The following is a 24,316-nucleotide window of genomic DNA, read 5'->3' as shown; positions in this document are numbered from 1 at the left end:
TTTTGCAGAATGATGATGCAGAGCTAAAGAATAAGAAGGTATTTGATGAAGAGGTGCTGCTTGTAATATTGATACAATGCTAGCAAAAATAATTAAAGTAAAAATAGTTTTTTTCATTTTAAGTAGTTCCTTATTACTTCGAGCTCATATCATAAGTAACATCACCAGCTAAGTTATTATTCATTGCTGAAATAGTCTTTACAGGTTGCCCTTGCTCTAGATTAGCTTCATTTAAGTCTACATATATTCTATTACCTACAAGAACATCAGAAAGATATAGTTTTTTATCTTGTGTTGAAATAACACTTTTCCATTGAGTTGGCCATTTATCTTGAACACCTTCTGCAGTAAAATCAACATCCTTATATCCTTCTACGAAGGGTACGGAAACTGAGTCTGCAGCAGCAAACATATAGTTTACAGCTTCCTCTGGAGAGCTCGCTTTAGGCATATTTTCGCTAATAAAATTTGCTCTTACAAATCTGTTTTCTGATTTAGCTCCACCAGGAATCATATCTATGTTATATAAATCGGTATTTTTTATAATATTTAAATTTTCCATTTGCTTATCAAAACTTGGCTCGTTTGTCATAGCTTTAATATTCTTATGTACAGTAAGCTTTTTATTTACATATTCTATTATGGCGCTATTTCCTTGGGCATCTTCTATTAAGTAATGGATTGGTAAATTTCCTTTTTTACCTTGAAGTTCTATTTGAGGTGTATAAATTTGATAATCTCCTAATCCTTTTATGACTTCATCTACATTTGAGTAATTGCCAAGAACATATCTAACCCAAGCTAAACCATTAACTCCTTTTATGTTAGCATTTCTTTCTGGTTGCTCCATAGTTCCAAAATATAATAGGTGGGCTGATAAACCTTTTTCATTGACTCCTTCAGCAGTTAGGTCGTGTAAATTTGTTTCATCAACAGATACATATCCATACTTATCAGTCCAGTTAAGAGAATTTCTATCAAGAGCTCCTGTTTCTTTTGTGCCTTTTGGGTAAATAGATAAGCTTGGTTGTAGATCTATAAATACATCCATTGTTCTAGCAGAATATAGTCCTAAGTCATTTCCAAAATTATGATTTAATTCTGAGCATGCAAATGTTGGTGCAGCAGTTGCTAAGATACTAGTAGTTAGTAAGATTTTTGAAATAGTTTTTTTCATTTTATATTTTCCTTATTTGTTTGGTTGTTTATTTGGTTAAGTCAACTGCTTAACTTACACTATTAGTATATTTGTAGTAGTATTAGTTTGTCTGTAGCAAAAAATGCATAGCTCTTATGCAGAAATGGGAGATGGTATGAGTTATGATGATATTTTTCTTTTTATAAAACTTATAAACATAGGTACATTTACTGAGCTTGCTAGACAAATGAATATTTCTCAAAGCACAGTATCGCGTAGGATTCAAAATCTAGAAGAGTCAATTAACACGAAGCTAATAAAAAGAAATTCTAGAGGCTTAATAGAAATGACATCTGATGGGGAGGTGCTATATAGGAATTTTAATAATATAGAAACTCAAGCAAATGAAACTCTTCAAAGGTTAATGAATATCTCAAAAGAAGTTAAAGGAACTTTGAAAATTGGAGTTCCAAAACTGTTTTTTGATAATGTTATAGCAAGTAGGTTGGATAATTTTTATAGATGCTACCCAAATGCAAAATTAATATTTACATATACAGCTGGAGTGGTTGATTTAGTTAGAGATGACTTAGATTTAGCTATAACAACAAAGCAACCTTTAACACAAAACTGTACAATAAAAACATTAGTTAAAGCAAAGAATAAACTTTATACATCCAAAAAATATATTAAAGAAAATGGAGTTCCTAAAACAGTTAAAGATTTAGAGTTACATAAAGTTGTTGGGCTTGCTGATAATAATAAGGGTCGAGAAACTTTAATAGGTACTTCAGAAGAAAATGGATCAAAACAACAGGTCTGTTTAAGTTCAAGTTTATTTCTTAATAATGCTATGTATGACCCTAGCTTAGTTGCAAGGTGTAGTTTTATTATTAACACTTTAGACATATTCGCAAGTAGCAATGATGAAATAGTTCCTGTTTTAGAAAAATATTACTTTGGTGAAACTTCTTTCTATTTAGTTAGAGGCGTGGGGATACGTAACAATTTAGAACAAGAAGTGGCAAAATTTATAAATGTTTGTTTACAGAGAGAAACGTAAATTACCTCTTTTAGTTTTATCAATAAAGTTTATAAAACACATAAGAACAATATATTTTTATAATCTATTTTTTAATGTAAAATTACAATTGTAAGAATAAATAAGAGTTAAAAAAATGAAAAAGATACTACTCAGCCTATTTATTATGGGCTCAATTAGTTCAATAGCTTATTCAAATGTCACAGGATTTACTTTAGGTCCAAGAGGTGAAATGACTGATATGTCTACCGTTGCTGGTGAATCTGTACAATTATCAAGACAGCAAGCAATGGAAGATAGAATTGCAATAGCAAGTCAAAGCCGTTACCGTTAAGCTAAATTTATTTACCTATACAGGAACTTTCAATCATTCTATATAAATCTATATAACTCTTTATACTACTAGCTTTCAATTTATTTATTTCTGTATGATTCTTTATAATTCTGTATAAATAGTGTTTAATGTTACACACAAACTTCACACAGAAGAAATCTTACACACAATGAAACTATCAGATTTAAAAATAAAAAAACTAAAGGCTACAGGCAGAGATTATACCCAAGGAGATGGTAATAATCTATATATACGAGTAGACCCAAATGGTAATAAGTCATTTCTGTATATCTATACAAAAGATAAAAAGAGAAATGTTGTTAGCTTAGGAAAATACCCAGTAATGTCATTACAAGAAGCCAGAGAAGAATCATTTAGAATAAAAAAAGATATTAAAGCTGGTCGCAATCCCAAGATACAAAATGATGAGAGTAAAAACTTCAAATATGTAGCAGAAAAATTTATTGAAAACTGTAGGCAATCAGGATTAACAGATATATATATAAAATCATCAATATCAAGATTGGAGCTATATGCTTATCCAGTTATAGGGAATAGAGATATAAATACAATAGAGCCTTTAGAAATAATATCAATATTACAAAAGTTAGAAAAAAAAGGCACACTAGGTCAAAGAGATAGATTAAGATTTAATCTTAATATGGTATTTAAATATGCGATAGCACATGGGTTGTGCCTGTATAATCCAGTTAGAGATATTTCACTAGCACTAATAAAGAAAGAAGAAAAAAACTTAGCCTTTATAGATCCTGTTAAAGATAAGCAAGCATTTAAAAATCTAATAAGTGATTGCTTTAATCATAAAAATCAACAGACTAGAGAAGCTTTTAAATTATTGATTTATACAGGATTAAGACCTTTAGAGTTATTGGCTATGGAGTGGGGAGAGATAGAAGAAAGCTGCATTAGGATAAAACCTGAAAGAATGAAAATGCGATATGAACATATAGTGCCACTATCTAGGCAAGCAAAAGAGTGCATAGCTAGATTAGAATATATGAAGATGCACGATAAATACATTTTTGTTAGCTCTCATAATTCAAAGGTACATAGACCTAGAAATCATTTAAACTCTAATTTACAAAAGATTTTAGGATATGATGGAAAGGGTGATAAGCCTAAGCAGACAGCTCACGGCTTTAGGCATATAATATCAACATCATTATATGAAATGGCTAGACATTATAAGTGGAGAAGTGAAGCTATTGAGATGGTATTAGCTCACAGGGAAAAAAATAAAGTTAAGGCTACTTACAATAAGTATGACTACTTAGAAGAAAGAGAAGAAATGTTGCAAGTATGGGCTGATTATTTAGATGAATTAATAAGTTGAGGAAGTTTATCAGCAAATTCTTCAATGTCAGATCTTCTATAAAGAATAAGCTTTGTCTCATTTATGCAAGGCTTTGGAAAGTGTTCTTTATATTTTTTTCTCCATTCATAAACCTTGTCTTTACCAACATCTAAAGCTAGATGTATGTTTTTTGCTCGTATAAGTATATTACTCATATCATTTCTCCTTACTTAATATAAAATTGTTTGATTTGTTGACGACATCAGTGTCGTTAAGATATATGAAACCTTTGTACTTAAAGGCTTTTAATTGTGGTTTATTTGTTTGACTAACTAAAAGCTTCTAGCCAGAGTTCTTTTGTTATTAGTTCGTTTCCACTTATGTGATGAGCTACTTCTAAACTCATGCACAGTCTTGAATCAATTACTAAATATCCTGCATAAGAATCAATATAAAAATAACATTCGTTATAACGTGAATCTAATGCTAGAAAATACTTTTCTTCTCTATCCCAATCAGGCTCTAACTCATGCTGACACTTAGCAATGATGTCGTAGATTTCTTGCTGAGCTTGTAGTTTTTTAAGTGATTCATATACATTTACACCATCTATAAAAACAGTCCTAACTACAGGAGTGTTGCTATCAAGATGCTCTATATGTATGTCTCTGACATCACTCTCCCATTCTTTCTTAGGATTAGGCAATTCAAAACATAGCTCTTCCCAGTCGGTTGATATTTCTAGGAGTAGTTTTGTTAATCGAAGACAATTTCTTACATATTCCCATTCGGTTATATCATTTGACCGATACCAAACCGAGTCTTTATTTGTTGTTGGTATTTCAGACCAAATACAAACCTCACCACTACAATCTATAGTAATGTATTTAAATTTATTTATATTAGAAAATTCATCTTTTAAAATATTGTAAACTTCCAACAATATCTCATTTTTTATTTCTTCACTTACGTTCATTATCTTTCCCCCAAATATGCTCTCCAGCTTTATACACTGCTTGAAATTCGGTTGTCGCAATGAAAATTTCATCAATATAAAGAATACGACAATAATAATTACCGAGTTTATGGTCAAAATAACCACATTCCCACCAACTATTTTGAGTTACAAGCCACTCCTTAATTTTTTTAACAAGACTGGATTCTGATATAAAAATCACGTGTTTGATAGTTTTAATTTTAAAACCTTCATAAGATGTTTCTATTGATAATATTTATGTACCAATAATCTCACTCAAAAAATCTTTATTTAACTCCATTACTTAACCTCCGTCAAATTTACCGTCCCTAATATAAAAATATAAAACCATAAAAGTCCCAAACGTACTGAATATAAAAATACATAAGACATCAATAAGTTCTTTGTAGCTATCTTTGTTAGGCACAAATAAACAATGTAAAAGCTTAATTGGGATAAATATTATTGATATAACCGTAAAAACACCAAATGCACTAGTTGCCATAAATCCTATGAACAATAGTAAAAAAAGTATTACTGGCGATATATAAAGTGAAACCATGGACAGTATTAATAATAGACTTAATCTATAAATCTGAATATTTGACATTTTTATTATCATTCTTCTTATCCTCTTTAATCTGTTTCTTAGCTTTGACTGGGTCAATATAGCTATATAGCTCCTTCTTAGTATCTCCAGTGCGTACTAAGTGAATAATCTCAGTTGCTCTACCCATATTAGAACCTTAGTTTAAAACGGTTAAAATAAAAAAGTTTATCAATATAGCAATAGCTATAATCAGAGCAGTGCCAATAATGCTTTTGTAGTTATTTATCAATAATCTTGAAATATCACTTACGCCCCTAGTTATGTATTTAGAGTTTTTAGCAATAAGAATTAAACCAACCAAGAACATAATATTGACAATAACTATAAATATAATTCTTAAAACCATATCAGCACCTATTTTTTATCCATGTTAAGGATTGGCAGGAGACCATTATTAACATCTCCAAGACTGTAGAATTTAGCCGATGGATCTTTAGCCATGCCCTTAAGAGCTTCAACAGCCTGTAGTCTTACATAGTTGTCGCCAGCTTTGCTAAGTGCTATAGATTCTTTTTCTATCTTGTATGAGTTAGCATCAGCCATTTGTTTAACAGATAGTGCATCTTGCTTAGTAGCTTCTAGTTTAGCTTGAGCTTCTACAACTGTTTGCTGGGCTTCTATCTTCTTTCTATCAAGCTCAGCTTGTTGTGTTAATACTTGTTGCTCTCTCTCTTTCTTATTTTTAATGGCATCTTGTATAAATTTCGGTAGCTTAATATCTGATGAAATCATTACTTGCTGAACTTCAATACCAAACTTCATAAGCTTGGTGTTTAAGTGATTAGTTAACTCACTTTGTATCTGTGATTGAACCTTGCTATTAAATAGCATATCAACACTCTTTAGTGACTTTGTAGTCTCTCTAAGCATAGAGTAAAAGTTAGGTTTTAGCTTGCTAGCTACTAACTGTTCTTCACTTCCAATATTAGAAGCTATGTAAGGAACTTTTTCAGGTACAACTCTATATTGTATTCTCATATCTACATGTGCGGTTAATTGGTCTTGGGTCTGTATAGGGGCGTTGGGGAATAACATACTTTGATCTTTAGTATTATATTTCAGTACATCTGTAGTCAAAGGGTTATATCCTACCACTTCACTAGTATATGTTGTATCTCCAACATCTCCCCATGATTTTTTAACTGCTGTTGTTCCAGTATCTACTTGCGTACAAGATGTTATTAAAGTTACAACTGATAAAGTTAATAGTATTTTTTTCATTTTCAATTCCTTGTTTTTATTTGTAATATTCACTTTCTTTAATCCATTTTGTGTAAGTCTTTTCAACTTCAACTTTGAATGTTTTCATCACCTACCTCATCATATATACAATTTAAAACCTCATCACAAAGTTTACTAACTTTGTCTTCTTTGAAGTTTTTGCCAAGAGAATTTGATACTACAGAAGCAAAGCACATCGCTCTTACAACTGCTAAAACTGCAGTTGTTGCATCACATCCATCAAGTTTTATTGCTTCGTTTTTAACTTGCTCTGCTATTTCATTAATTATTTTTTTACTCATCACCAACCTCGCTGTCTATATCTACTACATCATCGTTCATTAAGTCATTAATATTTTGTTTTGGCTTTTCTTCTTGCTTATTGAAATTAATACCTTCGTTATTTTCGTTGTTAAGAAAATCTATAGCTTTAGATAATTTGCTTGAACCTTTCCAGTATTTGCTAGCTCTTTTAATAACTGTTTTCTTTGCCATTTCATCAAAATCTGTGTCCCATGGAGTGGTATTTCCAGACTTGACTCCACTTGACCTTGATTTGATTGAATTTATATCTGTAATACTCATTATTTCAGTTATATAATCGCTATTGGGAAATTTGGCTACACAATATACTCCGATAACATCACCTCTTGTTTGTTCACTATCAAAAGGGTTATATTTATGCTCTGGTGGGGTATCAACTCCAGTAATATTGAACAAGTCATTTTGTCTTACAACTTTAGCTTGAGCCCACATAATAGCACCATCAGATATAGCTAAATCAATTAATCCCATGTAGCTAATTTGCAAATCTACTCTTGGATTTTTACCGCCGTAAGGAACAAGGTAAGCTTTTTTCTCAGCTGGGTTAAGAGTTAAGCCCATGCTGGCAAGGTTTATAATTGCATTTCTTAAGCTATTAGGATTAGCATTTGCTTGTTGTAGCATGTAGCTATTAGCTTGTAATGATTGAACAGCAAAATTACACTCTCTTTTATACTTTTTTTCATCACCAGAAATACCAATAAAACTTTTTTCAGCAGATGCTAAGCACTGTTTTGCTACTACTAAATTACTCATGACTTTCTCCTTCCATTAAATATTTCTCAGCATAATAAGGCAATTCAGCTACTAGAATTTCGTTATCTATCCAAGCATCATCACCGTATTTTTCTTTTAGTTGTTTGTATTTATTTATTAACTCTAAAGTCTTTTTATATCCATATTCATATAAACAAGAAGCATCCCATATCTGCACTTGATAAGGTTCTTTCTTCTCTATACAAATAAAATAAAACTTTGGATTAGTACCGTATTTCTGGCGATAAGCTTCGCTATATATAAATACTTGCTCAGCATTGTGATAATTAATCATTTCGCTAGCAAATTGCTTAGGACTAATAAAAGCTTCTCTACAAGTCTTGACATCAAATATAATTTTTTTACTAGTATTGATAGCATCTAACTTTGCTTTAAACTCAACACCCTCTAAATCAAAATAAAATTCCTTTTCTTTAAGATCACAAGACTTTATTATCTTGTGGGCAGGGTGGTTTGATAAGCTGAAAAGCATATTGTTAAGCAAGTCATTATCTGCTTTACTTAATATGGTTTTATTAATATTTTTTTCTGCAAATTCCTTACCTTGTTTAGTTCTCATGTCGTAAGGGTTATAACAATATAAATCATTGTATAAATGTGGCTCTAATATCGCACAATGAAAAGCTGATCCAAAATATAATGCTTTAGTGCTTTTGCTTTCTAGAGCATTAGCTAAATATTTTAAATACCATTCATAAGGTGTAAGTTTATCCAAATCTACAAGCTTGCTACGGCTCATAGCTTCATGATCGTAATAATCCATAACGACCTCCTAAACTGGTCTAATCTTAATATTTTTGCTTTTCTTTTCTCTTGAGTAATGCTCTTTAATAAGCAAATCTGTTGTTAATATGATTGAGTGACTCTCAATCGTTATAAACTTCTTTGTCTTCAATCTTTGAATTAGTTTTTTAAGCATCTTTAACCTCATCTAAAATTATTTTAAAATGAATTCCGCATCCAGCATGAACATCGACTAAAGTTTCCCCATATTTGCTTAACTCTTCTGCAATGTTTTTTCTATAAAAACATTGACTTCTAGGTCTTATTCTTGGCATTGCTTGCTCCAATGCATCATTTATAGATGATGCTACGATCAAAACTCCGTTATTATTAAAAAAATTATTTTTCATTTTCTACTCCTAAGCCACTAAAGCAGGCAAGTTTTTGATTTGTGTATTTGTAACTTGAAATTTATTTATAGCTACAGATTTAGCTGTATATTTGTGATAACAATCACAATCATCATATCTTGGATCATAGAAGTCATAATCAATGTCAAAGAAAACATTAACATCTGCTATAACACTTATATCATCACTAAGTTTTATTTCTATTTCGTAGCTATCATCAAGATAACCAGAGTCGAAATCTATTAATTGATAATGGTTATAACTACTATGTGGCATATACTGATATCTAATAACATCCCAAACACGTTCAGCTTCTTCATCTAAACACTCAAATAGAAAAGTTTTCATCTCTTCATTGTTAATGCTTGATACTTCTAGGTTATCCAGCTCATCTGCATAGGCATCTGATAGATCAACAGTTTTGTAGTATTCTGTGACATCGTGACATTCATCGTTTATCAATGTTTTTGTTGTCATATCTCACTCCTTAACCATTCTCATAACGTCTTCATAGTTCTCATTTATTTTCAATTTAACAAACCATGTACCCAATCCATTATTGAAAGGCTTGCGATCACAAACCCATTGTTTGCCGTCAAGATCAGTGGCTAACCATTTGCCATTATCTAACTGCTCAAGCTTTGCATCATTAGTGTCATATTTACCTACTTTCATATATCTCTCCTTATATAAAACATACAATTGATACACCTCAGAAGGTTGTTTGTGTGTGTAAATCATTAAGAAGTGCATCAACTGTATATTCTGTAAAACATCTATGTGATAGCTCTCGTTTGCCCTGTTGTTAATAAATTAAGAACTATCGCGTAGCTGCTCTACGGATCACTCATCCTTTCAACCCAATGCTTTAACCCTCAATAAAAGCTTTATCGGTATTAGGTTTTAATTCCTAGTAATCTTTGTCTCGGTTTTTAAGTATCTTTTAGTTTCTTTAGTTGTCATCACTCGATCAACTGTTAACTACATGTTGACATGTAATTTCACTATTGTCAACTAAAAAAGTACAAATTTGTCCATAAATAATTTACACAATTTCAAACTGCTGTAAAATAAAGGCTTTGAAAGATGTGAAAAATTATAGAAAGAGGGTGGTTTATTTAACTATTTAGTAATTATGAATATAATTGATACAAATAATTTAATGGCAGATACTAACTTGATAATTAGCAAAAAGCAGGTTGAAAAAGCTGGTAAGGTCTTAAAAGGTAGAAAAGATATTGATATGTCATTTGATGAAGCTTTTAGTATTATGTCAGAATGGAGATCTAGGCATGATGTTTCTTTAAGTCATATATATAAAACAATCAAAGACATTTCTATAAAGATTGATCCATCATCATATTTTGGAGCTAGGTTAAAAAGAGAGGAATCAATTACTGCTAAGCTAAGAAAGATATCAACATTAAGGCTTGATAAGATGCAAGATATAGCTGGTTGTCGGGTGATTGCCTCAAATATAGATAGTTTAAATAAAATACGATCTGAGTTATTAAAAATTGAAAATATAACTGAAAGAGATGATTATATTTATGACCCTAATAAATATAGATATGATGGTTATAAAAGTATTCATTTTATATATAAGCATCGAGATCCAAACCTTGTGTTTAATAATAAAACAGTTGAAATACAATTAAGAACTTCTATACAGCATTACTGGGCTACAACAGTTGAGATAATAGATATATTTGAAGATCAAGACTTAAAGAGTGGTGGAGGTAGCCCAGAGTGGAGAAGGTTTTTTTATTTAGTTTCAGAGTTATTTGGTATTAAAGAAGGTGTGAATAGAAGAATTAAGAGTATTGAAAATGTTCCATCAAAGGCTATGAAGGAGTTTATACAGTTATATAATAGTATGGATGTTTTCAATAAGCTAACTACATATAGAGCTTTTTCTTATTTCTCAGATGATATTCTAAATGATAATGTTTATGTTGTTTTGATTCTTGACAGAAGTAATTTTGAAGTTAAAAATTATGCTTTATCTAATGCTAAAGATGCTAGAGAGTTTCATGATAAGATAGAAAAAGAAAATATTAATAACAAAAATATTAATGTTGTAATGGTTAAGGTATCATCAGTTAGCGAGTTAAGAAGATCATATAAGAATTATTTTGCTGATAGTGAATCTTTTACTAATTTGGTTGAATTGATAATATTAAATTTTAATAGGTTGAACAAATGAAAAAACTAATCCCAATACTGCTAGCAATAATCATAATCCAGCTATCTTATATCTGTTATAAGACATCAGTTAATTCAAGCATACTGTACGAGATGGCTAAAGCAGAATGTGATAATAATTATCCAAATATGTGTAAATTCTTAGATAAGAAAGAGTTTGATGATAGGGGTTTTGTTAAGAGTGCTTAGGTACTACCATATTAGCAATATAATGTCCTATTGGTTCAGCTAAAAAATACACAATAATTATCCCAACAAAAGCAACACTTGCCTTAATAGCTAAAAATTTAAGATCTTTTTTTAGCTTATCTTTATTTTTTCTCATGATATAAACTTTCTAATTGGTGGTATTACAGCTTTAACAACTCCTTTGATATGTACTTCGTCATCCTTGGGTATTACAAAGCCATCACGCCCTAAATATTTCTCATTTAATGGCTCTAGATACATATTGCCAACTTCACCAGTAACAAGCTTTATAGTTGCTTCACAAGCACCTGTTACATAAGCAACAACTACATCACCAATATTTGGACACTTCTTAGTATCAACAACAACTAGCTCATCTGGATTAAGAGATTTTCTATTGCTAGGGTTGTACATAGAGTCGCCACGAACTTTTAATATGAAATCATTCTCAGGGTCAAGATCAACTGATTCTGGAACAATAGCATGCTCAATACCATCTGGCAGATTGCTGACACCACTAAAATGCCCAGCTTGTATATAATCAAGAACTGGAGCGTATCTAATTGGTTGAGCCTCTTTTGATAAGTTATATAAATCATCTTTGCTAGCATCTTCTTTAATATCTAAAACCTTAAGAAGTTCTTTATATCTTTTTAGGGTGGGTGATTGTATTCCTTTAACCCAAGCATTAACAGATGCTCTACTTATGCCTAATTTTCTTGCAAGTTCAGATTGTGATATACCACTATCCTTTATTAAATGCTTAACATCTCTCATATTCTTATTCATTTATTTTTGTTTCTCCTAGGGCAATTAAATTTTACCAACATGTTTTCATGTTGTAAACGATTGGTTGACAAATCTAAACATGTAATTAATCATAGTGTAAATTAATTATTGACAATATTTATTATTTTGTTAGTCTTTAAGTAACAGAAAGTAAACTAAATAATTACATGAATATTCAAGAAGTTCTTAATTATTTTGGAAACCAGAATAAGCTTGCTCTAGCTTTAGGTGTTACAAGAGCAGCGGTTGGGAGATGGGTTAAAGATGGTGAAATACCTCCTAAAAGACAAATTCAAATACAAAGATTAACGAAGTCAAAAATAAAGGTTAGTTAGTATGATAATCCGTAGAGAAAAGACAGAAGATTATTCAATTATAGCAAATGAGTGTTTCAGAAATCCAAAGATAAGTGGTAGAGCAAAGGGTATATATGGTTATCTTATGACTCTACCAAATACTTGGGAGCTTAATAAAAAAGAGCTTTTAAATCACTTTACTGAAGGTAGAGACGCTTTAAATACAGCTTTTGATGAGCTTGTTTCTTTTGGGTATATTCATGAAAATAGGGTAAGAGATGAAAAAGGTAAATTTATAGGATGGGAATATGTTGTCCATGAATTTGCTACCCGAGTTACTGAAAACCCGAAATCGGATAAAGCCGAAAACGGGAAACCAGTTACTGGAAAACCGAAATCGGAAAACCCGCACCTATTAAATACTAATAAAGAAGTAAATACTGAAGAAGTAAATACTGATAGTAATAATAACCCTATAGTCCCTTTGATTATTGAACCTTATTTTGGTTATGAAAATTGTAGTCAAGATTGCAAGAGAAAAGCAAATTCTAAAATAAACGATAATCTTTATTGTGGTCAGCACCAAAGAATATTCTTGAAAGAACAAGGATGTTTAGTGGCTGAGAAAGAAAGTAATAAAAAAGATTCTGATGTAGAAGTTATCAAAGCTAACGACATCACAAGAGAGGTTATCGGATATCTAAACCAAGCAGTCAATAAAAACTTCAAGCCAACAAATAGAGTTTATCAGCAGCATATCCAAGCAAGAGTTAATGAGGGTTATACCTTAGAAGACTTTAAGCAAGTTATTGAGATCAAAACTAAGCAATGGATATGTAAGCCAGATATGGCTAGATATCTAAGACCGCAAACATTATTCGGCACAAAGATGGATGTTTACCTTAACGAGCCTAAACCGATGTCTAAGATTGAAAGAGCAATGCAAGGAGTTACATTATGATTCAGGAACAAACACAAAAGATAGTCAACCTGTTAGATGCTAACTACAACATCTTACATGATGAAGATGATGAAAAAAATAGACTGATTATAGGTACTTGGCATAGCGTGTTGAAGTATTACAGCTATAGCGATGTTGGGAATGCGTGTGGTAGATATATCTCTAGTAATCGAGTTAAACCAAAGCCTGCTGATATTAGAGGCGAGCTAGAGGCTATGAGAGCAACTAGACACACAGCATATCAACAAATAGAAAACAGCCAAAAACTAGATTGTGAAGCTTATTTAACTAGACAAGGATTACAAGATTTATTTAATCGTGAGTTTGCACCATTTACTAAGATGAGCTTGCCAGAACACATAAAGGAAAAATTAAGAGCTAAGCATAATCAACAACCAATAGATGACTTTGTTACTAAAGTGTGGGGGTTTGTTCAAGGTTCAGACTTCCAAATATTTCATATTGAAATGGCCATAGGAAAGTTAAAAGGTACTAAATTTACATTTGAACAATTTATGAAAGTGTTAATAGGTTGTAGAGAGTTCTCAGATGACATTATGAGCAATCCAAACAAGTTAGAAGCTTGCAAAAGCTTTATGAAAGAACAGTTAAAAGCAGCATAGGAGCAATTATGAGCCAAGAAAAACAAATACTTGAGCATTTGAAAAGTGGTAAGGAGTTAACACCATTAGAAGCTTTATTAGAATACGGTTGCATGAGACTTGGGGCGAGAATTTACGACTTAAGAGTCAAGGGTCACGAGATAGTTAATGTAAGCAAAGATGTTAAGTATGCAACTTATAAAATGGTGGGTGTGTAATGAGTGGTTGGGATTTAAATATATTAGTTAAAAACTTCATTGAATTTTCAGTTAATGATTTTAAAGAAGTGGCTCTTCAAAGAGTTAAAAACAATCTTGAAGTTAAGTATAAAGAGTATAAGGAAGCTGAGAAAAAATATAACGATCACAAGTTTAAAGTTGAAGATCAAGGGAGAGAGGTCAAAAAAGGATTAGAAAAAGTCTTTCATGAGATTTTAAACCAAGCTAAAGGTGATGTTGATTTTAGTCTCGAGCAGGAGGTAGATGGTGTAGTTGATGAAAGCAAATATAACTACACAGCCAAAGATGTTGATGATCTTTATAAAAGTACTAGCTTAATTTATACACTTCATTCTCAAGGTAAAGTAGGTCGGATTAAGAAAAATGGTGTTTGGCATTATAAAGATTCAGATGTAATGGATTATTACGAGAATATTAGAAAGCCAAGATTGATAGAAAGAGGTGTTTCATTATGAGTGAAACAATAATCACAGTATCAGCATACCCACCTAGTTCTAACGACTTGTATAAGAGAAATGCTAATGGTGGTCAGAGACTTAGCAAAGCTCACAAACAGTTTAGAGATGAAATATTTTATTCAGCTTTATCAAGTAAAGAAATAGAGCAATACCCTGTTGAGGTTAGCGTTTATCTATATATGAAAGATAAAAGGTTAAGAGATGTTGATAACGTTAATAAAACCATTCTTGACGGCTTAGTTAAAGCGAAAGTATTAAGAGATGATAGCTGGAAGTATGTTAGAAGCATAAAGAGCGAGATTGTTGGTTTATGCCCCACTAAGCAAGGTAAAACGCTAATAAGAATAAAAAAATACAGTGGTGGCGATTTATGAGTAAATCAATGAATAACCAACAGTTGTACAACTACATATTAGAAAAGGTTAAAAGCGTTTCTAGTGAGTCTTACGTTACTTTTGATAGCAAGGAATACATAGCAAGAACCAAGGATAAGTTTTTAGGTAACAAGGAGTATAGAGCTAAGACTTTAGTTGAATTAAAAGAAATTATAGATGAGGTGATTGAATGATTAAAGATTGTAGAGATTGTAAGTTTTGCAAGCTTGCTGATGATGGTGTTTTTAAACCTGTCATGAGATGTACTTTGTTTGGATCAATTACATCAATTGCTAGAAATCATGAGTGTGGTTTAGATAAGGCTAAATACTTCGTTCCAAAAGAAAGCATTTTTAAAATAATTTATAAATTTATATTCGGAGCTAAATAATGAGCAGCTACACGCCAGAAATTGACGACGACATCTGCGAAATGACTGATGTAACGGTAGAAAATGAGATTTGTGATAAAGCTATAGAGCTAGAAGATGCTGTAAATAGGTATGGAAAGCTAACTATCATCAAAGAAGTTGAGCCACATGTTCAACCTAGCGGAGTAAAGAGAAGAAAAGTGCTTTGTAAATGTGGTTGCGGTAATTATAAAGAGGTTCAGCTGAGTGAAATTATAAGAGGCAAAACTAATAGTTGTGGTTGTTTGCAAAAAGAGAGAACTGCTGAAAGTAACACTACTCATAAGTTAACTAATCATAGGCTTTATGGTACTTGGAAACAAATGTTATCTAGATGTAATAATGTAAATCATAAACATTTTAAAAACTACGGTGGTAGAGGTATTAAAGTATGCGATGAATGGATGGATATTAAAATCTTTATTAATGATATGTATCCTTCTTTTAAAGAAGGATTAACCTTAGATCGTATTGATAATGATAAAGGATATTTTAAAGATAACTGTAGATGGGCCACATCTAGTGAGCAAAGCTTAAACCAAAGAATTTATGGGGAAATATCTTATAGAGGTGTTTCTTTTCATAAAAGTATTGGTAAATATCGAGCTCAAATTCAATTTAATGGTAAGCGGAAACATCTGGGATATTACCTAACACCAAAAGATGCTGGTAAGGCTTATAATGATTTTGTAATAGCAAATAAATTGAATAATAAATTAAATTAATAATAAGCGAGGTGAAAAATGTATAGCTTGGAAAAGTGTCAAGAGATGTTGAATGTAAATAAATCAAAGCTTTATATGCTTATGGATAAGGCTTGTGTTAAGTCTTATAAGGTACAGAAAAACGAGAATCTTCAAGAGTATCTAGATGGTCAGCAGATATCAAGAATTAAGAAGATTAAAGCTGCTCATGATGCTATAAAAAGATCATTACCTAATAAATGGGGTGAAATACATAAAGTTGAGCAAAAACACTTAAATATAGAGAAATATAAAAACACAGCATTTTGTCAATTTGCAAGTAGGAGGTTTATGTGATGAAGAAGAAAGATTAGAAAGATTTTAAAATTTTATCACGATATAGAGTTTAGATTTGATGAAAGCGAAAAATATATTGAATCACTAGAAAAGAAAATAGAAGCGTTTAAGACAGTGTTAGAGGAGTAAAAAATGTTTAAGAGATTGTTTTGCAAGCATGAATATAGGTATATGCATACCAGTCATTATTATTGGGATGATGATGACAAATATCCAGAGTACAGTAAAAGAGTTTATATTTGCGACAAGTGTTTAAAAGTAAAGAAAGTAAAGGTGTAGCATGGCTAAAATAGGTGTAAACATAAGCGTAAATGTTAATGATATTAATAAAGCAAAGCTATTTAAAGGCAAGAAAGGTACATATCTTAATTTAGTGGCTTTCATTGATCCAGATAATCAAGATCAATACGGTAATAATGGAATTGTTAAGCAGAAGGGTGATAAAGAAGAAGATATGCCAATACTTGGTAATTCTAAAGTTTTCTGGACTCATGGGCAGCAACAAGGATATCAAAATCAACCAAACCCAACATACGGATCACCACAACAAGAAACACCGCAGTTTGATGCTAATAACTTCGATGATGAAATGATTCCTTTTTGATAGATAAATTCATGTTTGAAATATTTGTAATAGTAATGCTGATATTAATTTATAACAAAGTGAGTAAGTAACAATGTTAACAGGTCAAGAAGTATACAACTTGTATAACCAAAACATGCAGGTTAAAGACAAGTCTATAGATGAGTATTATGCTGAAAATATACCATATTTTAATGGTATTAATACATTCGATATAGCTAATGCCAAAGGTGTTGATGTAGCAACAGCAGATGATATGTATAACAATTCAGATGAGGTTGAATTATTGAAATATATGAGAACCGAGATACCTAAGAAAATGGTAGAAGCTGAGAAGTCTAATAAGTTCAAAAAGGTGCTTATGGATGTGCTTATGTATTTTGCTAGACTATACGAGCGTGTAAGGGCTTCTATTGATGGATTTATAAATGAAATAGATAATCCATACCACTGGAAAAATACAGGAGATGAGCCACCACTAGAGCCTAGATTTATAAAAGAAAAGCAAATGTGTTTTTTTGATGATGATATTAATCAAGCTGAAATAATAAACAAAGGAGAAATAGCCAAGAAAAACAAGAAAAAAAGAATATCTAAAGCAGTTGATAATCTCATATATCAGCAGAAGTATAAAGAAGCACATAGGAGTTTTTTTTGATTTATAAAAATAAGTATGGGTATGATTTTAGTAACTTAAATAATACTGAAGTAAGTGTTTATAAAAGAAGATTAGAAGGTGAAACATTAGTAAATATAGCCAATGATTTATGCAAAAGTCCAGAGAGAATAAGACAAATATATTCTAAAGCACAAAGAAAATCTAAAGGTAAATTCTTAAAAGACACATCAATAACTGAATATCATATAAACTTAGTAGAAAATGGAATACTAATACCTTTCAGAGATGCTGGAAAATGTATAGGCACATTAAGTGAAGAAGTAATTTACTTTATAACCAATAATTTTAAAAAATCATGGGTTGAAGCTTATGAAATGTTTTTGCGTTCAGTAGATATTGACTATATCTGCAGACAAATGAAAGATCCAAAAATATCAAATAGAATACATCAAGTTATGATGCAGAAAGAAGAGATACAAAAATATTATTCAATAGGTGGTTAAAATCCATAATCTCTAATCAATCTTATAATTTAATCAAGTTAAGACCTAGGTTTTTGTTTACCTTCCTCGCAACTTGCTAGCAGTTGTGGTCGAAAGCTAGCACTTATTTATAACCAAATTATAAGGCTGCAAAGTGAAATATACTTTTTTAGATTCGTTACTTATTTTTAGTGTTGTGTTATTGATAGCTTGCTTAGTTAGCGGGTGTCAACCATGTTAGAAAAAGCTTTAATTGGATTGGTGCTAATCATAGTTATACCAGCAATGTTAGTACTTATGATATACCAGAATGCCAACCTATCTGCTCAGAATAAGCAATTAATTAATGTAATGTCTAAGATGCAACAATCTTGGCTTAACTCCAATGAATCAACAATAACAAGCTTAGAAAGTGCAGATCATATTAAAAAAGTTTATGCAGATAATTTCTTTAATGCTCTAGGAATAGTTAAAAAAGACGATGGCGGCTTACTTGATGAGAATACACCTAAAGAGCTAAAGCCGTTCATGATATTACCACCTAAAGAGGTTAAAGATAAATATGAGGATTAGCATATTGATAGCACTGTTATTGAGCCTATCTGGTTGTAGTTGGTTTGATACTAATTATATAGCACCAAATAGCACCCCATACCTAACACAAAAGGTTTATCCGTCTTTCTATAGTGTTGATACCGTTGGAGATACATACCTTAGCCTTATAAGCACTAGAGAAGGTTTAAGTATTTGTAATAACAAGCTAGATAGTATTAGGCAGTTACAGAACAAGAATCAGGAGCTATAAATAGTGAAATACAAACATATTAAATTTGAGATAACTAATCACGATATTTACTTTTGTTATGGTTTTAAGAACTTCAAGAAAGTGCAAAAAAAGCTTGGATTCAATTATGACGTATCTAAATACGGCGGTGCTACTGCGTTCAATGAAGAAACTAAACAGATTGTTATAGGCGTGGATAAATACGATGATATTTACGAAGTTAAGGCATTAATAGTTCATGAACTTAGTCATTGTGTAACTGTAATTATGGAATCAATGGATTCTAATTGTGATGAGTTTAGAAGTTATGTTTTGCAGTGGCTATATATAGAAATTATGAAGTATTTTGATGATTTAATATCTAAGGGTAAGTAATGAGCAAACTAACGCCACAACAAGAGTTATTTTGCCAAGAATATGTTAAGTGTGGCAATGCTACTCAATCTTATAAAAAGGCTTATCCTAAGGCTGAGAAGTGGAAAGAATCAGCCGTGTGGTCAAAGTCTAGTGAATTATTAGCTAATGGTAAGGTTTCGGAAAGGGTAAAAGAGCTAAAGCAACAATTACAAAATAGTAATCTTTGGACAAGAGAAAGATCAGTTAAGATTTTAGCACAGATAGCCGAGTATGATTTTCAAACTCAAACAGACAGAATCAATGCAGTCAAAGAGCTTAATAAAATGCACGGTTATGATGCACCAGTAGAGCAATCAGAATCCAAACTAGAGTATAAGATAATCTTAACAGATGAAACTAAATGAATGCTCTAACCCTTACCCCTAAACAATCAACTATATTTAGAAATAAAGCAAGATTTAAAGTTCTTATATGTGGTCGTAGATTTGGCAAAACTTACGGTGCTTTAGCTTGGCTTATTGAGGGTGCTATGACTAAGCCTAATAGTATTAATACTTACTATGCACCAAACCAAGTTGATGCAAGAGAGATTGCTTGGGAATTACTACAAGAGTTATTGCCTGATAATTACATAAAATACAATGAGCAAAGGCTAGAATGCAAGTTTTTTAATGGTAGTGTGATTAAACTTAGGGGTACTGACAAGAAGCTCGGTCGTGGTGGTAAAAACCATAGATTAGTATATGATGAATTTGCTTTTGGTAATCAAAAGAAATATGAAGCAGCAGTATCGCCAACATTAGCAGACACTAAAGGAGAGGCTTTATTTATTAGCTCTCCACATGGTAGAAACTGGGCTTATGATTATTATCTTAGAGGTTTGGATTCTAGCTTTATCGATTGGGCTTCATTTCAATTTACTACTCTAGATGGTGGCAATGTAGATCAAGATGAAATAGAAGCTAAAAAGAGAGAGCTAGACCCTAGAACATTTAGGCAAGAGTATGAAGCTACATTTGAAGAGGCTATCGGTCGCATTATTTATGCTTTTGAAGAGAAGAGTAATGTTATATCAAAAGATATACAACCAGAGGAGCATGAAGATATATGGGTGGGTATGGACTTTAACGTCAATCCTATGTCTGCAGTTATTGCAGTTTTTAGGGCAGGTATAATATATCAGTTTGGTGAGATTATTATTGAGCATTCAAACACCGCTGAGATGTGTAGAGAAATAAAAAGAAGATTCCCCAATCATACGGTTTACTTTGCACCTGATCCAGCAGGTAGAGCAAGGAATACATCATCAGACAATACTAACTTTGCAATTATAGAGGAGTTTGATAATTTTTATGTTTATGCCCCTGACTCTCATCAATTAGTAGAGGACAGACATAACGAGACTAACGCCGCTTTTTGTAATGCTAATGGCGATCATAGATACTTTATAACAGGTAATTGCACTAAAACAATCAAGGCTTTAAGCGGACATACTTATAAAGAAGGTACATCAACACCTAATAAGAATGATGGATTTGACCATATAGTAGATGCTATTGGGTATATGGTACATCAGTTATTACCTATAAAATCCGTAGCATCAACTTCAGCTTACAATACTAGCATTATCTAATTTTTATTATTCTTATGACTGTATCTGCTAGAAGAGATGATTTTATATCTTATGAGAAGAAATACACCTTAATAGATGACTGTACAAGAGGTCAAGATGCTATCAAGAACGGCGCTAACTTTCAAAAGTATCTACCTTTGCCTTTAGGTGTGGCAAGTACAGAATCTAAGAAATATAAGCTATATAAAGAGCTAGCATTTTATCCAAATATTGTGGGTAGAACATCAGAAGCTTTGACTGGTTTAGCATTTAGAAAGCAGCCTAGTTTTAATCCTGAAGCTATAGAGGGTATAGAGTATCTTGCTGATAGATGTAGTCTAGATGGTGAGGGTGTAACTCAATTTTCTAAGAAGATACTAAGCCATGTTATCAATTATGGTAGGGCTGGCATATTAGTAGACTTTCCTGAGTACGGCAACCCTACACCAAGCATAGCAGAGAAAGAAGCAAATAATCTTTATTCATACATGGCTTTCTATCCTACGCACTCAATCATTAATTGGAATCATAAGCAAGTGGGAGCAGTCAAGAAACTAAATTTAGTTGTATTACATGAAGAATATTTAGACTTCACTAAATTTGATAGCAAATACAAAGAAAGATGGCGCGTATTGATGCTTGATGATGGTGTTTATAGGCAGTTAGTATACGATCAAGATTCTGATGAGCCAACCAAAACATTTACTCCAACAGATTATGGAGAAAATACATTCTCAAGTATTCCTTTTGTGTTCTGTGGCAGCACTAACAATAATAGCGATATGGATAAACCGCCAATGCTCGACCTATGCCATGCAAATATCAATTTATATAGGTTATATGCAGATCATCGCTGGATATTGCACAATATGGCTGATCCTTTCAGATATATAACTAACATATCAAAGAGAGAGCAAGAAGATCTTGAGAGACAAGGTATAAAGTCTGGAGCGACTAAAACACTTATGTTGAGTGGTAACTCGACAATAGGTAATTTAGAACTTCAAGAAAACTCTTCACTATCTAACGAGATTGATCGTTCTGTAGCAATGATGATGGCTATGGGTGCAAAGATGGTAAAAAACGATTCTGTCAATGAGTCAGCAACAGCAGCCAAGATAAAAGCATCTACAGAAGACAGTGTGTTACTTAGTGTGATGGGTAATGTATCTAGTGCTATTGATGAAGCTATTAGGTATGTCTGTATGTTCGAGGGTGCAGAGTATATCAAAGGTGCTTTTTCTCTTGATAAGAATGTCATAGAAGAGATAACAGAGGCTCAAACTTTATCAGTAGTATTACAAGCTGTAATGAGTGGTAACAGTCCGAGACTACCTCTCTACAACGCATTGAAGTCTATTAATCTAATATCAGAAGATATGACTTATGAGGAGTTTATTGCAGATATCATAAAAGAAAGAGAGTCATTTAATGAATTTAGCTAATGATCTTCTTAAGCAATTCACTCTTTCACAATCTGTTGTAACTAATACATCTAATTTACTTTATGGTGAGTATGAGAAAGTTTTACAGCTTGTTAATGCTTACCTGCTAAAAAATGAAATAAGAACAAAGACAGAGCTTAGAGCATTAATAAGGCAATTCACATCTGAAAGTTTTGATGATTCTGAATTTACTCAAGAGGTTGTTGAATTTGGAGGTGTGCAAGCTGAACAATATAAGGAAACTATTAAAAATTATGTAACAAGTGCTGCCTTAACTAGTATAGCAGCTACTAAGCTTAACAAAAAAAAGATACGAAAAGCCGTGATGAATACTTACATCAATAATGCAACCGTATCTGAAGCTTTAAGAACGATGTCAGCTACTTCTAAAAATTTCTTTAAGCAAGAAATGATTAATGCTTATGTTAATAGCGAAACTGTAGATGATATAACTAAAAATATAACTTCAAGATTAAAGTATGTAGATAAAAAAATAAAGCAACACACAATCACACAGACTAGGACCATATTAAATGGCGTGTCTAATGCTATGCTTGTTGAAACTGTTAATCAGAATGATGACATTATGGAAGGGTGGCAAGTATTAGTTACTTTAGATAGTAAAACAAGCCCACCATGCAGAGCTTATGGGGCCACACCAGAAAAGGTTTATCCATTAGATAAGCCACCATCATTGCCAGCACACTATAATTGCAGAAGTGTATTAATTCCAGTTATTAAAGATGAATATGATAAGCAATTCACAAGCTCAGAAACTAGACCAGCTAAGTTTTATGATAAAGAAGGTAAGCTTGTAAAAGTTGAGCAGGTATCTACTAAACTTAGTTTTGATGACTTCTTAAAGCAAAATCCTGTAGCCTTTCAAAAGGATGTTTTAAGACCAGTTGAGTATAAAATATTTAAGCAAGGTGTAAGCCTTAATAGATTTGTAGATAATGGCAGAGTGTTATCAGTTGCTGAGTTAAGAAGTAAGTTTAGAGAGTTACTTTAAGAAGTATTTATTTTCGTAAATGTTACTTACTACTTCAGAATGCAGAGCTGACCAGTGATAGCCATCATCCTGAAAAGGGTGTAAAGAAAAATATGCTCCTTTATTATACATTTTAACCACTTCCATTCTCATGGGTTCCACCTTAACAATATCACCTTCATAAATCTCAACACCATTTTTGTCTTTGAGTCCTGTGTATTGCATAAAAATATATCTGTCTAAACATTCCTTATTAGACATAATAGAATCTAAACCGTAACCTAGATCTTGTGAAACTTCGATATCAACATTATTATTTGATTGCTTAAAATAAACACTACGCACCTCGCCATCATAAGCTACCAAGTCTTCAAAACCAAAAGAACCTGACATTTGTTTTTTTTGCTTATCCCAAGCTCTGAATTTTAATCTTTTTAAATCCATTTCAACTCCTATATTTACACTTATATTATACCATATAGCTACCTATTTACCTCATCTATCAAAGCCATTATTTGTTCTGGTGTTTCTCTAACAAGATTAACCCTTTTATTTAAGTCATTATCTCCATAAGTAACATAAGTCACACCTTTATAATTAAAGAAAGATTGTATTAAATCAGAATCAATATATACAACCGCAGAATAATCAGAATCATCCATTGTTAACTTTATATATTTTCTCATTATTAACTCCTATTTATATAGTAATTATAGTTATATCTTTATTGGTGGATTCTTGAGTGTTTAGATGCAAGATACCCAAGTATGGATATCCGAATCTAATATCTAGCATGACATCTTCACTGGAGCCATTCTGTCGCTATAGATAACCTAGTCATTTGTAAGAACACTAAGCTCAGTTATTTACTCTTACTTACATATAGAGCCAGCCCCATAACTGCACAGATTAAACTGCGATACCCTGAGGTTTAAAGATCATTCTGGTTATCTTGCTAGGGTAGATTATTCGCACTACCAATTTATATTCCGCTTTGAGTGATTAAAGACA

General features: G+C 31.8%; 42 protein-coding genes. 25 read left to right on the top strand and 17 right to left on the bottom strand.

Features of this window, described 5'->3' with window-relative positions:
• Window positions 1–133 precede the first annotated feature (133 nt).
• Complete coding sequence (locus QI37_RS03480) at window positions 134–1,177, bottom strand: linear amide C-N hydrolase (protein WP_040008588.1); 1,044 nt, start codon at window positions 1,175–1,177, stop codon at window positions 134–136.
• A gap of 136 nt (window positions 1,178–1,313) precedes the next feature.
• Between QI37_RS03480 and QI37_RS03475 the strand changes: the two genes are divergently transcribed.
• From QI37_RS03475 to QI37_RS09940, 3 genes are all read left to right on the top strand, one after another.
• Entirely contained in the window at window positions 1,314–2,201 is an 888-nt protein-coding gene (locus tag QI37_RS03475) for a LysR family transcriptional regulator (RefSeq protein ID WP_040010690.1), read from the top strand.
• Between the two features lie 115 nt (window positions 2,202–2,316).
• Entirely contained in the window at window positions 2,317–2,514 is a 198-nt protein-coding gene (locus tag QI37_RS03470; RefSeq protein ID WP_040008586.1) for a hypothetical protein, read from the top strand.
• A 169-nt stretch (window positions 2,515–2,683) separates the two neighbouring features.
• Window positions 2,684–3,868, top strand: a complete 1,185-nt coding sequence (locus QI37_RS09940; protein ID WP_052399148.1) for a tyrosine-type recombinase/integrase — start codon at window positions 2,684–2,686, stop codon at window positions 3,866–3,868.
• Here the strand turns inward: QI37_RS09940 and QI37_RS03460 are convergent.
• The 12 genes from QI37_RS03460 to QI37_RS03405 form a co-directional block, all read right to left on the bottom strand.
• The gene (locus QI37_RS03460) at window positions 3,844–4,044 is read right to left on the bottom strand and encodes a hypothetical protein (RefSeq protein ID WP_040008585.1); all 201 of its coding nucleotides are present in this window, start codon (window positions 4,042–4,044) and stop codon (window positions 3,844–3,846) included. The two genes, QI37_RS09940 and QI37_RS03460, sit on opposite strands and share 25 nt — an antisense overlap.
• A 113-nt stretch (window positions 4,045–4,157) precedes the next feature.
• Window positions 4,158–4,805, bottom strand: coding sequence for a hypothetical protein (locus tag QI37_RS03455; protein ID WP_040008582.1), 648 nt, complete (start codon window positions 4,803–4,805; stop codon window positions 4,158–4,160).
• Between the two features lie 587 nt (window positions 4,806–5,392).
• Complete coding sequence (locus QI37_RS10245; protein ID WP_158409066.1) at window positions 5,393–5,542, bottom strand: hypothetical protein; 150 nt, start codon at window positions 5,540–5,542, stop codon at window positions 5,393–5,395.
• A gap of 9 nt (window positions 5,543–5,551) precedes the next feature.
• Window positions 5,552–5,761, bottom strand: a complete 210-nt coding sequence (locus tag QI37_RS03440; protein ID WP_040008576.1) for a hypothetical protein — start codon at window positions 5,759–5,761, stop codon at window positions 5,552–5,554.
• 8 nt (window positions 5,762–5,769) lie between these two features.
• On the bottom strand, window positions 5,770–6,636 hold the full coding sequence (locus QI37_RS03435) for an SPFH domain-containing protein (RefSeq protein ID WP_040008573.1): 867 nt from the start codon (window positions 6,634–6,636) through the stop codon (window positions 5,770–5,772).
• A gap of 68 nt (window positions 6,637–6,704) precedes the next feature.
• Window positions 6,705–6,938, bottom strand: a complete 234-nt coding sequence (locus tag QI37_RS03430; protein ID WP_040008572.1) for a hypothetical protein — start codon at window positions 6,936–6,938, stop codon at window positions 6,705–6,707.
• The gene (locus QI37_RS03425) at window positions 6,931–7,716 is read right to left on the bottom strand and encodes a recombinase RecT (protein ID WP_052399147.1); all 786 of its coding nucleotides are present in this window, start codon (window positions 7,714–7,716) and stop codon (window positions 6,931–6,933) included. Before QI37_RS03425 ends, QI37_RS03430 begins: the two co-directional genes overlap by 8 nt.
• Window positions 7,709–8,500: a PD-(D/E)XK nuclease-like domain-containing protein gene (locus QI37_RS03420; protein ID WP_040008570.1), complete on the bottom strand. Its 792-nt coding sequence runs from the start codon at window positions 8,498–8,500 to the stop codon at window positions 7,709–7,711. The genes QI37_RS03425 and QI37_RS03420 overlap by 8 nt, the downstream gene beginning before the upstream one ends.
• A gap of 9 nt (window positions 8,501–8,509) precedes the next feature.
• The gene (locus QI37_RS10240) at window positions 8,510–8,656 is read right to left on the bottom strand and encodes a hypothetical protein (RefSeq protein ID WP_158409065.1); all 147 of its coding nucleotides are present in this window, start codon (window positions 8,654–8,656) and stop codon (window positions 8,510–8,512) included.
• Window positions 8,649–8,870: a hypothetical protein gene (locus QI37_RS03415; protein WP_040008568.1), complete on the bottom strand. Its 222-nt coding sequence runs from the start codon at window positions 8,868–8,870 to the stop codon at window positions 8,649–8,651. Before QI37_RS03415 ends, QI37_RS10240 begins: the two co-directional genes overlap by 8 nt.
• Window positions 8,871–8,879: 9 nt before the next feature.
• Window positions 8,880–9,347, bottom strand: coding sequence for a hypothetical protein (locus QI37_RS03410; protein ID WP_040008565.1), 468 nt, complete (start codon window positions 9,345–9,347; stop codon window positions 8,880–8,882).
• 3 nt (window positions 9,348–9,350) lie between these two features.
• Window positions 9,351–9,572 carry a hypothetical protein gene (locus QI37_RS03405; RefSeq protein WP_144242703.1) on the bottom strand — a complete coding sequence of 74 codons (222 nt, stop codon included), beginning with the start codon at window positions 9,570–9,572 and terminating at the stop codon, window positions 9,351–9,353.
• A 433-nt stretch (window positions 9,573–10,005) separates the two neighbouring features.
• Between QI37_RS03405 and QI37_RS03400 the strand changes: the two genes are divergently transcribed.
• Both QI37_RS03400 and QI37_RS03395 read left to right on the top strand, forming a co-directional pair.
• On the top strand, window positions 10,006–11,076 hold the full coding sequence (locus QI37_RS03400; RefSeq protein ID WP_040008561.1) for a RelA/SpoT-related domain-containing protein: 1,071 nt from the start codon (window positions 10,006–10,008) through the stop codon (window positions 11,074–11,076).
• Window positions 11,073–11,264, top strand: coding sequence for a hypothetical protein (locus QI37_RS03395; RefSeq protein ID WP_040008558.1), 192 nt, complete (start codon window positions 11,073–11,075; stop codon window positions 11,262–11,264). The genes QI37_RS03400 and QI37_RS03395 overlap by 4 nt, the downstream gene beginning before the upstream one ends.
• On the opposite strand, the gene QI37_RS10235 is transcribed toward QI37_RS03395, so the two are convergent.
• Both QI37_RS10235 and QI37_RS09935 read right to left on the bottom strand, forming a co-directional pair.
• Window positions 11,251–11,400 (bottom strand): hypothetical protein, encoded by a 150-nt coding sequence (locus QI37_RS10235; protein WP_158409064.1) that lies wholly within the window; start codon window positions 11,398–11,400, stop codon window positions 11,251–11,253. The two genes, QI37_RS03395 and QI37_RS10235, sit on opposite strands and share 14 nt — an antisense overlap.
• Window positions 11,397–12,053, bottom strand: coding sequence for a LexA family protein (locus QI37_RS09935; protein WP_052399146.1), 657 nt, complete (start codon window positions 12,051–12,053; stop codon window positions 11,397–11,399). Before QI37_RS09935 ends, QI37_RS10235 begins: the two co-directional genes overlap by 4 nt.
• Before the next feature lie 167 nt (window positions 12,054–12,220).
• On the opposite strand from QI37_RS09935, the gene QI37_RS10085 reads away from it, so the two are divergent.
• From QI37_RS10085 to QI37_RS09910, 20 genes are all read left to right on the top strand, one after another.
• Complete coding sequence (locus tag QI37_RS10085) at window positions 12,221–12,388, top strand: Cro/CI family transcriptional regulator (RefSeq protein ID WP_081946978.1); 168 nt, start codon at window positions 12,221–12,223, stop codon at window positions 12,386–12,388.
• A gap of 1 nt (window position 12,389) precedes the next feature.
• A complete protein-coding gene (locus QI37_RS09930) occupies window positions 12,390–13,310 on the top strand; it encodes a conserved phage C-terminal domain-containing protein (protein ID WP_052399145.1) in 921 nt (306 codons plus the stop codon).
• Window positions 13,307–13,933, top strand: coding sequence for a replicative helicase loader/inhibitor (locus QI37_RS03380; RefSeq protein ID WP_040008555.1), 627 nt, complete (start codon window positions 13,307–13,309; stop codon window positions 13,931–13,933). The genes QI37_RS09930 and QI37_RS03380 overlap by 4 nt, the downstream gene beginning before the upstream one ends.
• 8 nt (window positions 13,934–13,941) lie before the next feature.
• The gene (locus QI37_RS03375; protein WP_040008553.1) at window positions 13,942–14,130 is read left to right on the top strand and encodes a helix-turn-helix domain-containing protein; all 189 of its coding nucleotides are present in this window, start codon (window positions 13,942–13,944) and stop codon (window positions 14,128–14,130) included.
• The gene (locus QI37_RS03370; protein WP_040008550.1) at window positions 14,130–14,606 is read left to right on the top strand and encodes a hypothetical protein; all 477 of its coding nucleotides are present in this window, start codon (window positions 14,130–14,132) and stop codon (window positions 14,604–14,606) included. Before QI37_RS03375 ends, QI37_RS03370 begins: the two co-directional genes overlap by 1 nt.
• Window positions 14,603–14,983: a RusA family crossover junction endodeoxyribonuclease gene (locus QI37_RS03365; protein WP_040008547.1), complete on the top strand. Its 381-nt coding sequence runs from the start codon at window positions 14,603–14,605 to the stop codon at window positions 14,981–14,983. Before QI37_RS03370 ends, QI37_RS03365 begins: the two co-directional genes overlap by 4 nt.
• An 8-nt stretch (window positions 14,984–14,991) precedes the next feature.
• Entirely contained in the window at window positions 14,992–15,177 is a 186-nt protein-coding gene (locus QI37_RS03360; protein ID WP_158409063.1) for a hypothetical protein, read from the top strand.
• Window positions 15,174–15,374: a hypothetical protein gene (locus QI37_RS03355; RefSeq protein WP_040008535.1), complete on the top strand. Its 201-nt coding sequence runs from the start codon at window positions 15,174–15,176 to the stop codon at window positions 15,372–15,374. Before QI37_RS03360 ends, QI37_RS03355 begins: the two co-directional genes overlap by 4 nt.
• Window positions 15,374–16,117: an AP2/ERF family transcription factor gene (locus QI37_RS09925; protein WP_081946977.1), complete on the top strand. Its 744-nt coding sequence runs from the start codon at window positions 15,374–15,376 to the stop codon at window positions 16,115–16,117. Before QI37_RS03355 ends, QI37_RS09925 begins: the two co-directional genes overlap by 1 nt.
• An 18-nt stretch (window positions 16,118–16,135) precedes the next feature.
• Complete coding sequence (locus QI37_RS03340; protein ID WP_040008532.1) at window positions 16,136–16,432, top strand: hypothetical protein; 297 nt, start codon at window positions 16,136–16,138, stop codon at window positions 16,430–16,432.
• 280 nt (window positions 16,433–16,712) lie between these two features.
• Window positions 16,713–17,036 carry a hypothetical protein gene (locus tag QI37_RS09920; protein ID WP_052399143.1) on the top strand — a complete coding sequence of 108 codons (324 nt, stop codon included), beginning with the start codon at window positions 16,713–16,715 and terminating at the stop codon, window positions 17,034–17,036.
• Window positions 17,037–17,109: 73 nt separating this feature from the next.
• The gene (locus QI37_RS03330; protein ID WP_040008530.1) at window positions 17,110–17,673 is read left to right on the top strand and encodes a hypothetical protein; all 564 of its coding nucleotides are present in this window, start codon (window positions 17,110–17,112) and stop codon (window positions 17,671–17,673) included.
• Window positions 17,670–18,137, top strand: coding sequence for a hypothetical protein (locus QI37_RS03325; protein ID WP_040008526.1), 468 nt, complete (start codon window positions 17,670–17,672; stop codon window positions 18,135–18,137). Before QI37_RS03330 ends, QI37_RS03325 begins: the two co-directional genes overlap by 4 nt.
• 213 nt (window positions 18,138–18,350) lie before the next feature.
• Window positions 18,351–18,689: a hypothetical protein gene (locus QI37_RS03320; protein ID WP_040008525.1), complete on the top strand. Its 339-nt coding sequence runs from the start codon at window positions 18,351–18,353 to the stop codon at window positions 18,687–18,689.
• Window positions 18,679–18,921 (top strand): Rz1-like lysis system protein LysC, encoded by a 243-nt coding sequence (lysC, locus tag QI37_RS03315; RefSeq protein ID WP_040008523.1) that lies wholly within the window; start codon window positions 18,679–18,681, stop codon window positions 18,919–18,921. The genes QI37_RS03320 and lysC overlap by 11 nt, the downstream gene beginning before the upstream one ends.
• A gap of 3 nt (window positions 18,922–18,924) precedes the next feature.
• Window positions 18,925–19,275 (top strand): hypothetical protein, encoded by a 351-nt coding sequence (locus tag QI37_RS03310; RefSeq protein WP_040008522.1) that lies wholly within the window; start codon window positions 18,925–18,927, stop codon window positions 19,273–19,275.
• Window positions 19,275–19,661: a terminase small subunit gene (locus QI37_RS09915; protein ID WP_052399142.1), complete on the top strand. Its 387-nt coding sequence runs from the start codon at window positions 19,275–19,277 to the stop codon at window positions 19,659–19,661. Before QI37_RS03310 ends, QI37_RS09915 begins: the two co-directional genes overlap by 1 nt.
• Window positions 19,658–20,890, top strand: coding sequence for a terminase large subunit domain-containing protein (locus QI37_RS03300; RefSeq protein ID WP_040008520.1), 1,233 nt, complete (start codon window positions 19,658–19,660; stop codon window positions 20,888–20,890). Before QI37_RS09915 ends, QI37_RS03300 begins: the two co-directional genes overlap by 4 nt.
• A gap of 14 nt (window positions 20,891–20,904) precedes the next feature.
• The gene (locus QI37_RS03295; protein WP_040008518.1) at window positions 20,905–22,314 is read left to right on the top strand and encodes a DUF4055 domain-containing protein; all 1,410 of its coding nucleotides are present in this window, start codon (window positions 20,905–20,907) and stop codon (window positions 22,312–22,314) included.
• Complete coding sequence (locus tag QI37_RS09910) at window positions 22,301–23,326, top strand: putative phage head morphogenesis protein (RefSeq protein WP_052399141.1); 1,026 nt, start codon at window positions 22,301–22,303, stop codon at window positions 23,324–23,326. Before QI37_RS03295 ends, QI37_RS09910 begins: the two co-directional genes overlap by 14 nt.
• Here QI37_RS09910 and QI37_RS03280 read toward each other — a convergent pair.
• On the bottom strand, window positions 23,318–23,749 hold the full coding sequence (locus tag QI37_RS03280) for a YopX family protein (RefSeq protein WP_052399140.1): 432 nt from the start codon (window positions 23,747–23,749) through the stop codon (window positions 23,318–23,320). The genes QI37_RS09910 and QI37_RS03280 overlap by 9 nt on opposite strands.
• Window positions 23,750–23,787: 38 nt before the next feature.
• Window positions 23,788–23,991 carry a hypothetical protein gene (locus QI37_RS03275; protein ID WP_040008515.1) on the bottom strand — a complete coding sequence of 68 codons (204 nt, stop codon included), beginning with the start codon at window positions 23,989–23,991 and terminating at the stop codon, window positions 23,788–23,790.
• Window positions 23,992–24,316: the final 325 nt, after the last annotated feature.

This window comes from Candidatus Francisella endociliophora, assembly GCF_000764555.1.
Classification (GTDB): Bacteria; Pseudomonadota; Gammaproteobacteria; order Francisellales; family Francisellaceae; genus Francisella; species Francisella endociliophora.
Note: the sequence above shows the minus strand (reverse complement) of the source record. Positions and strands in the feature narration are given on the sequence as shown.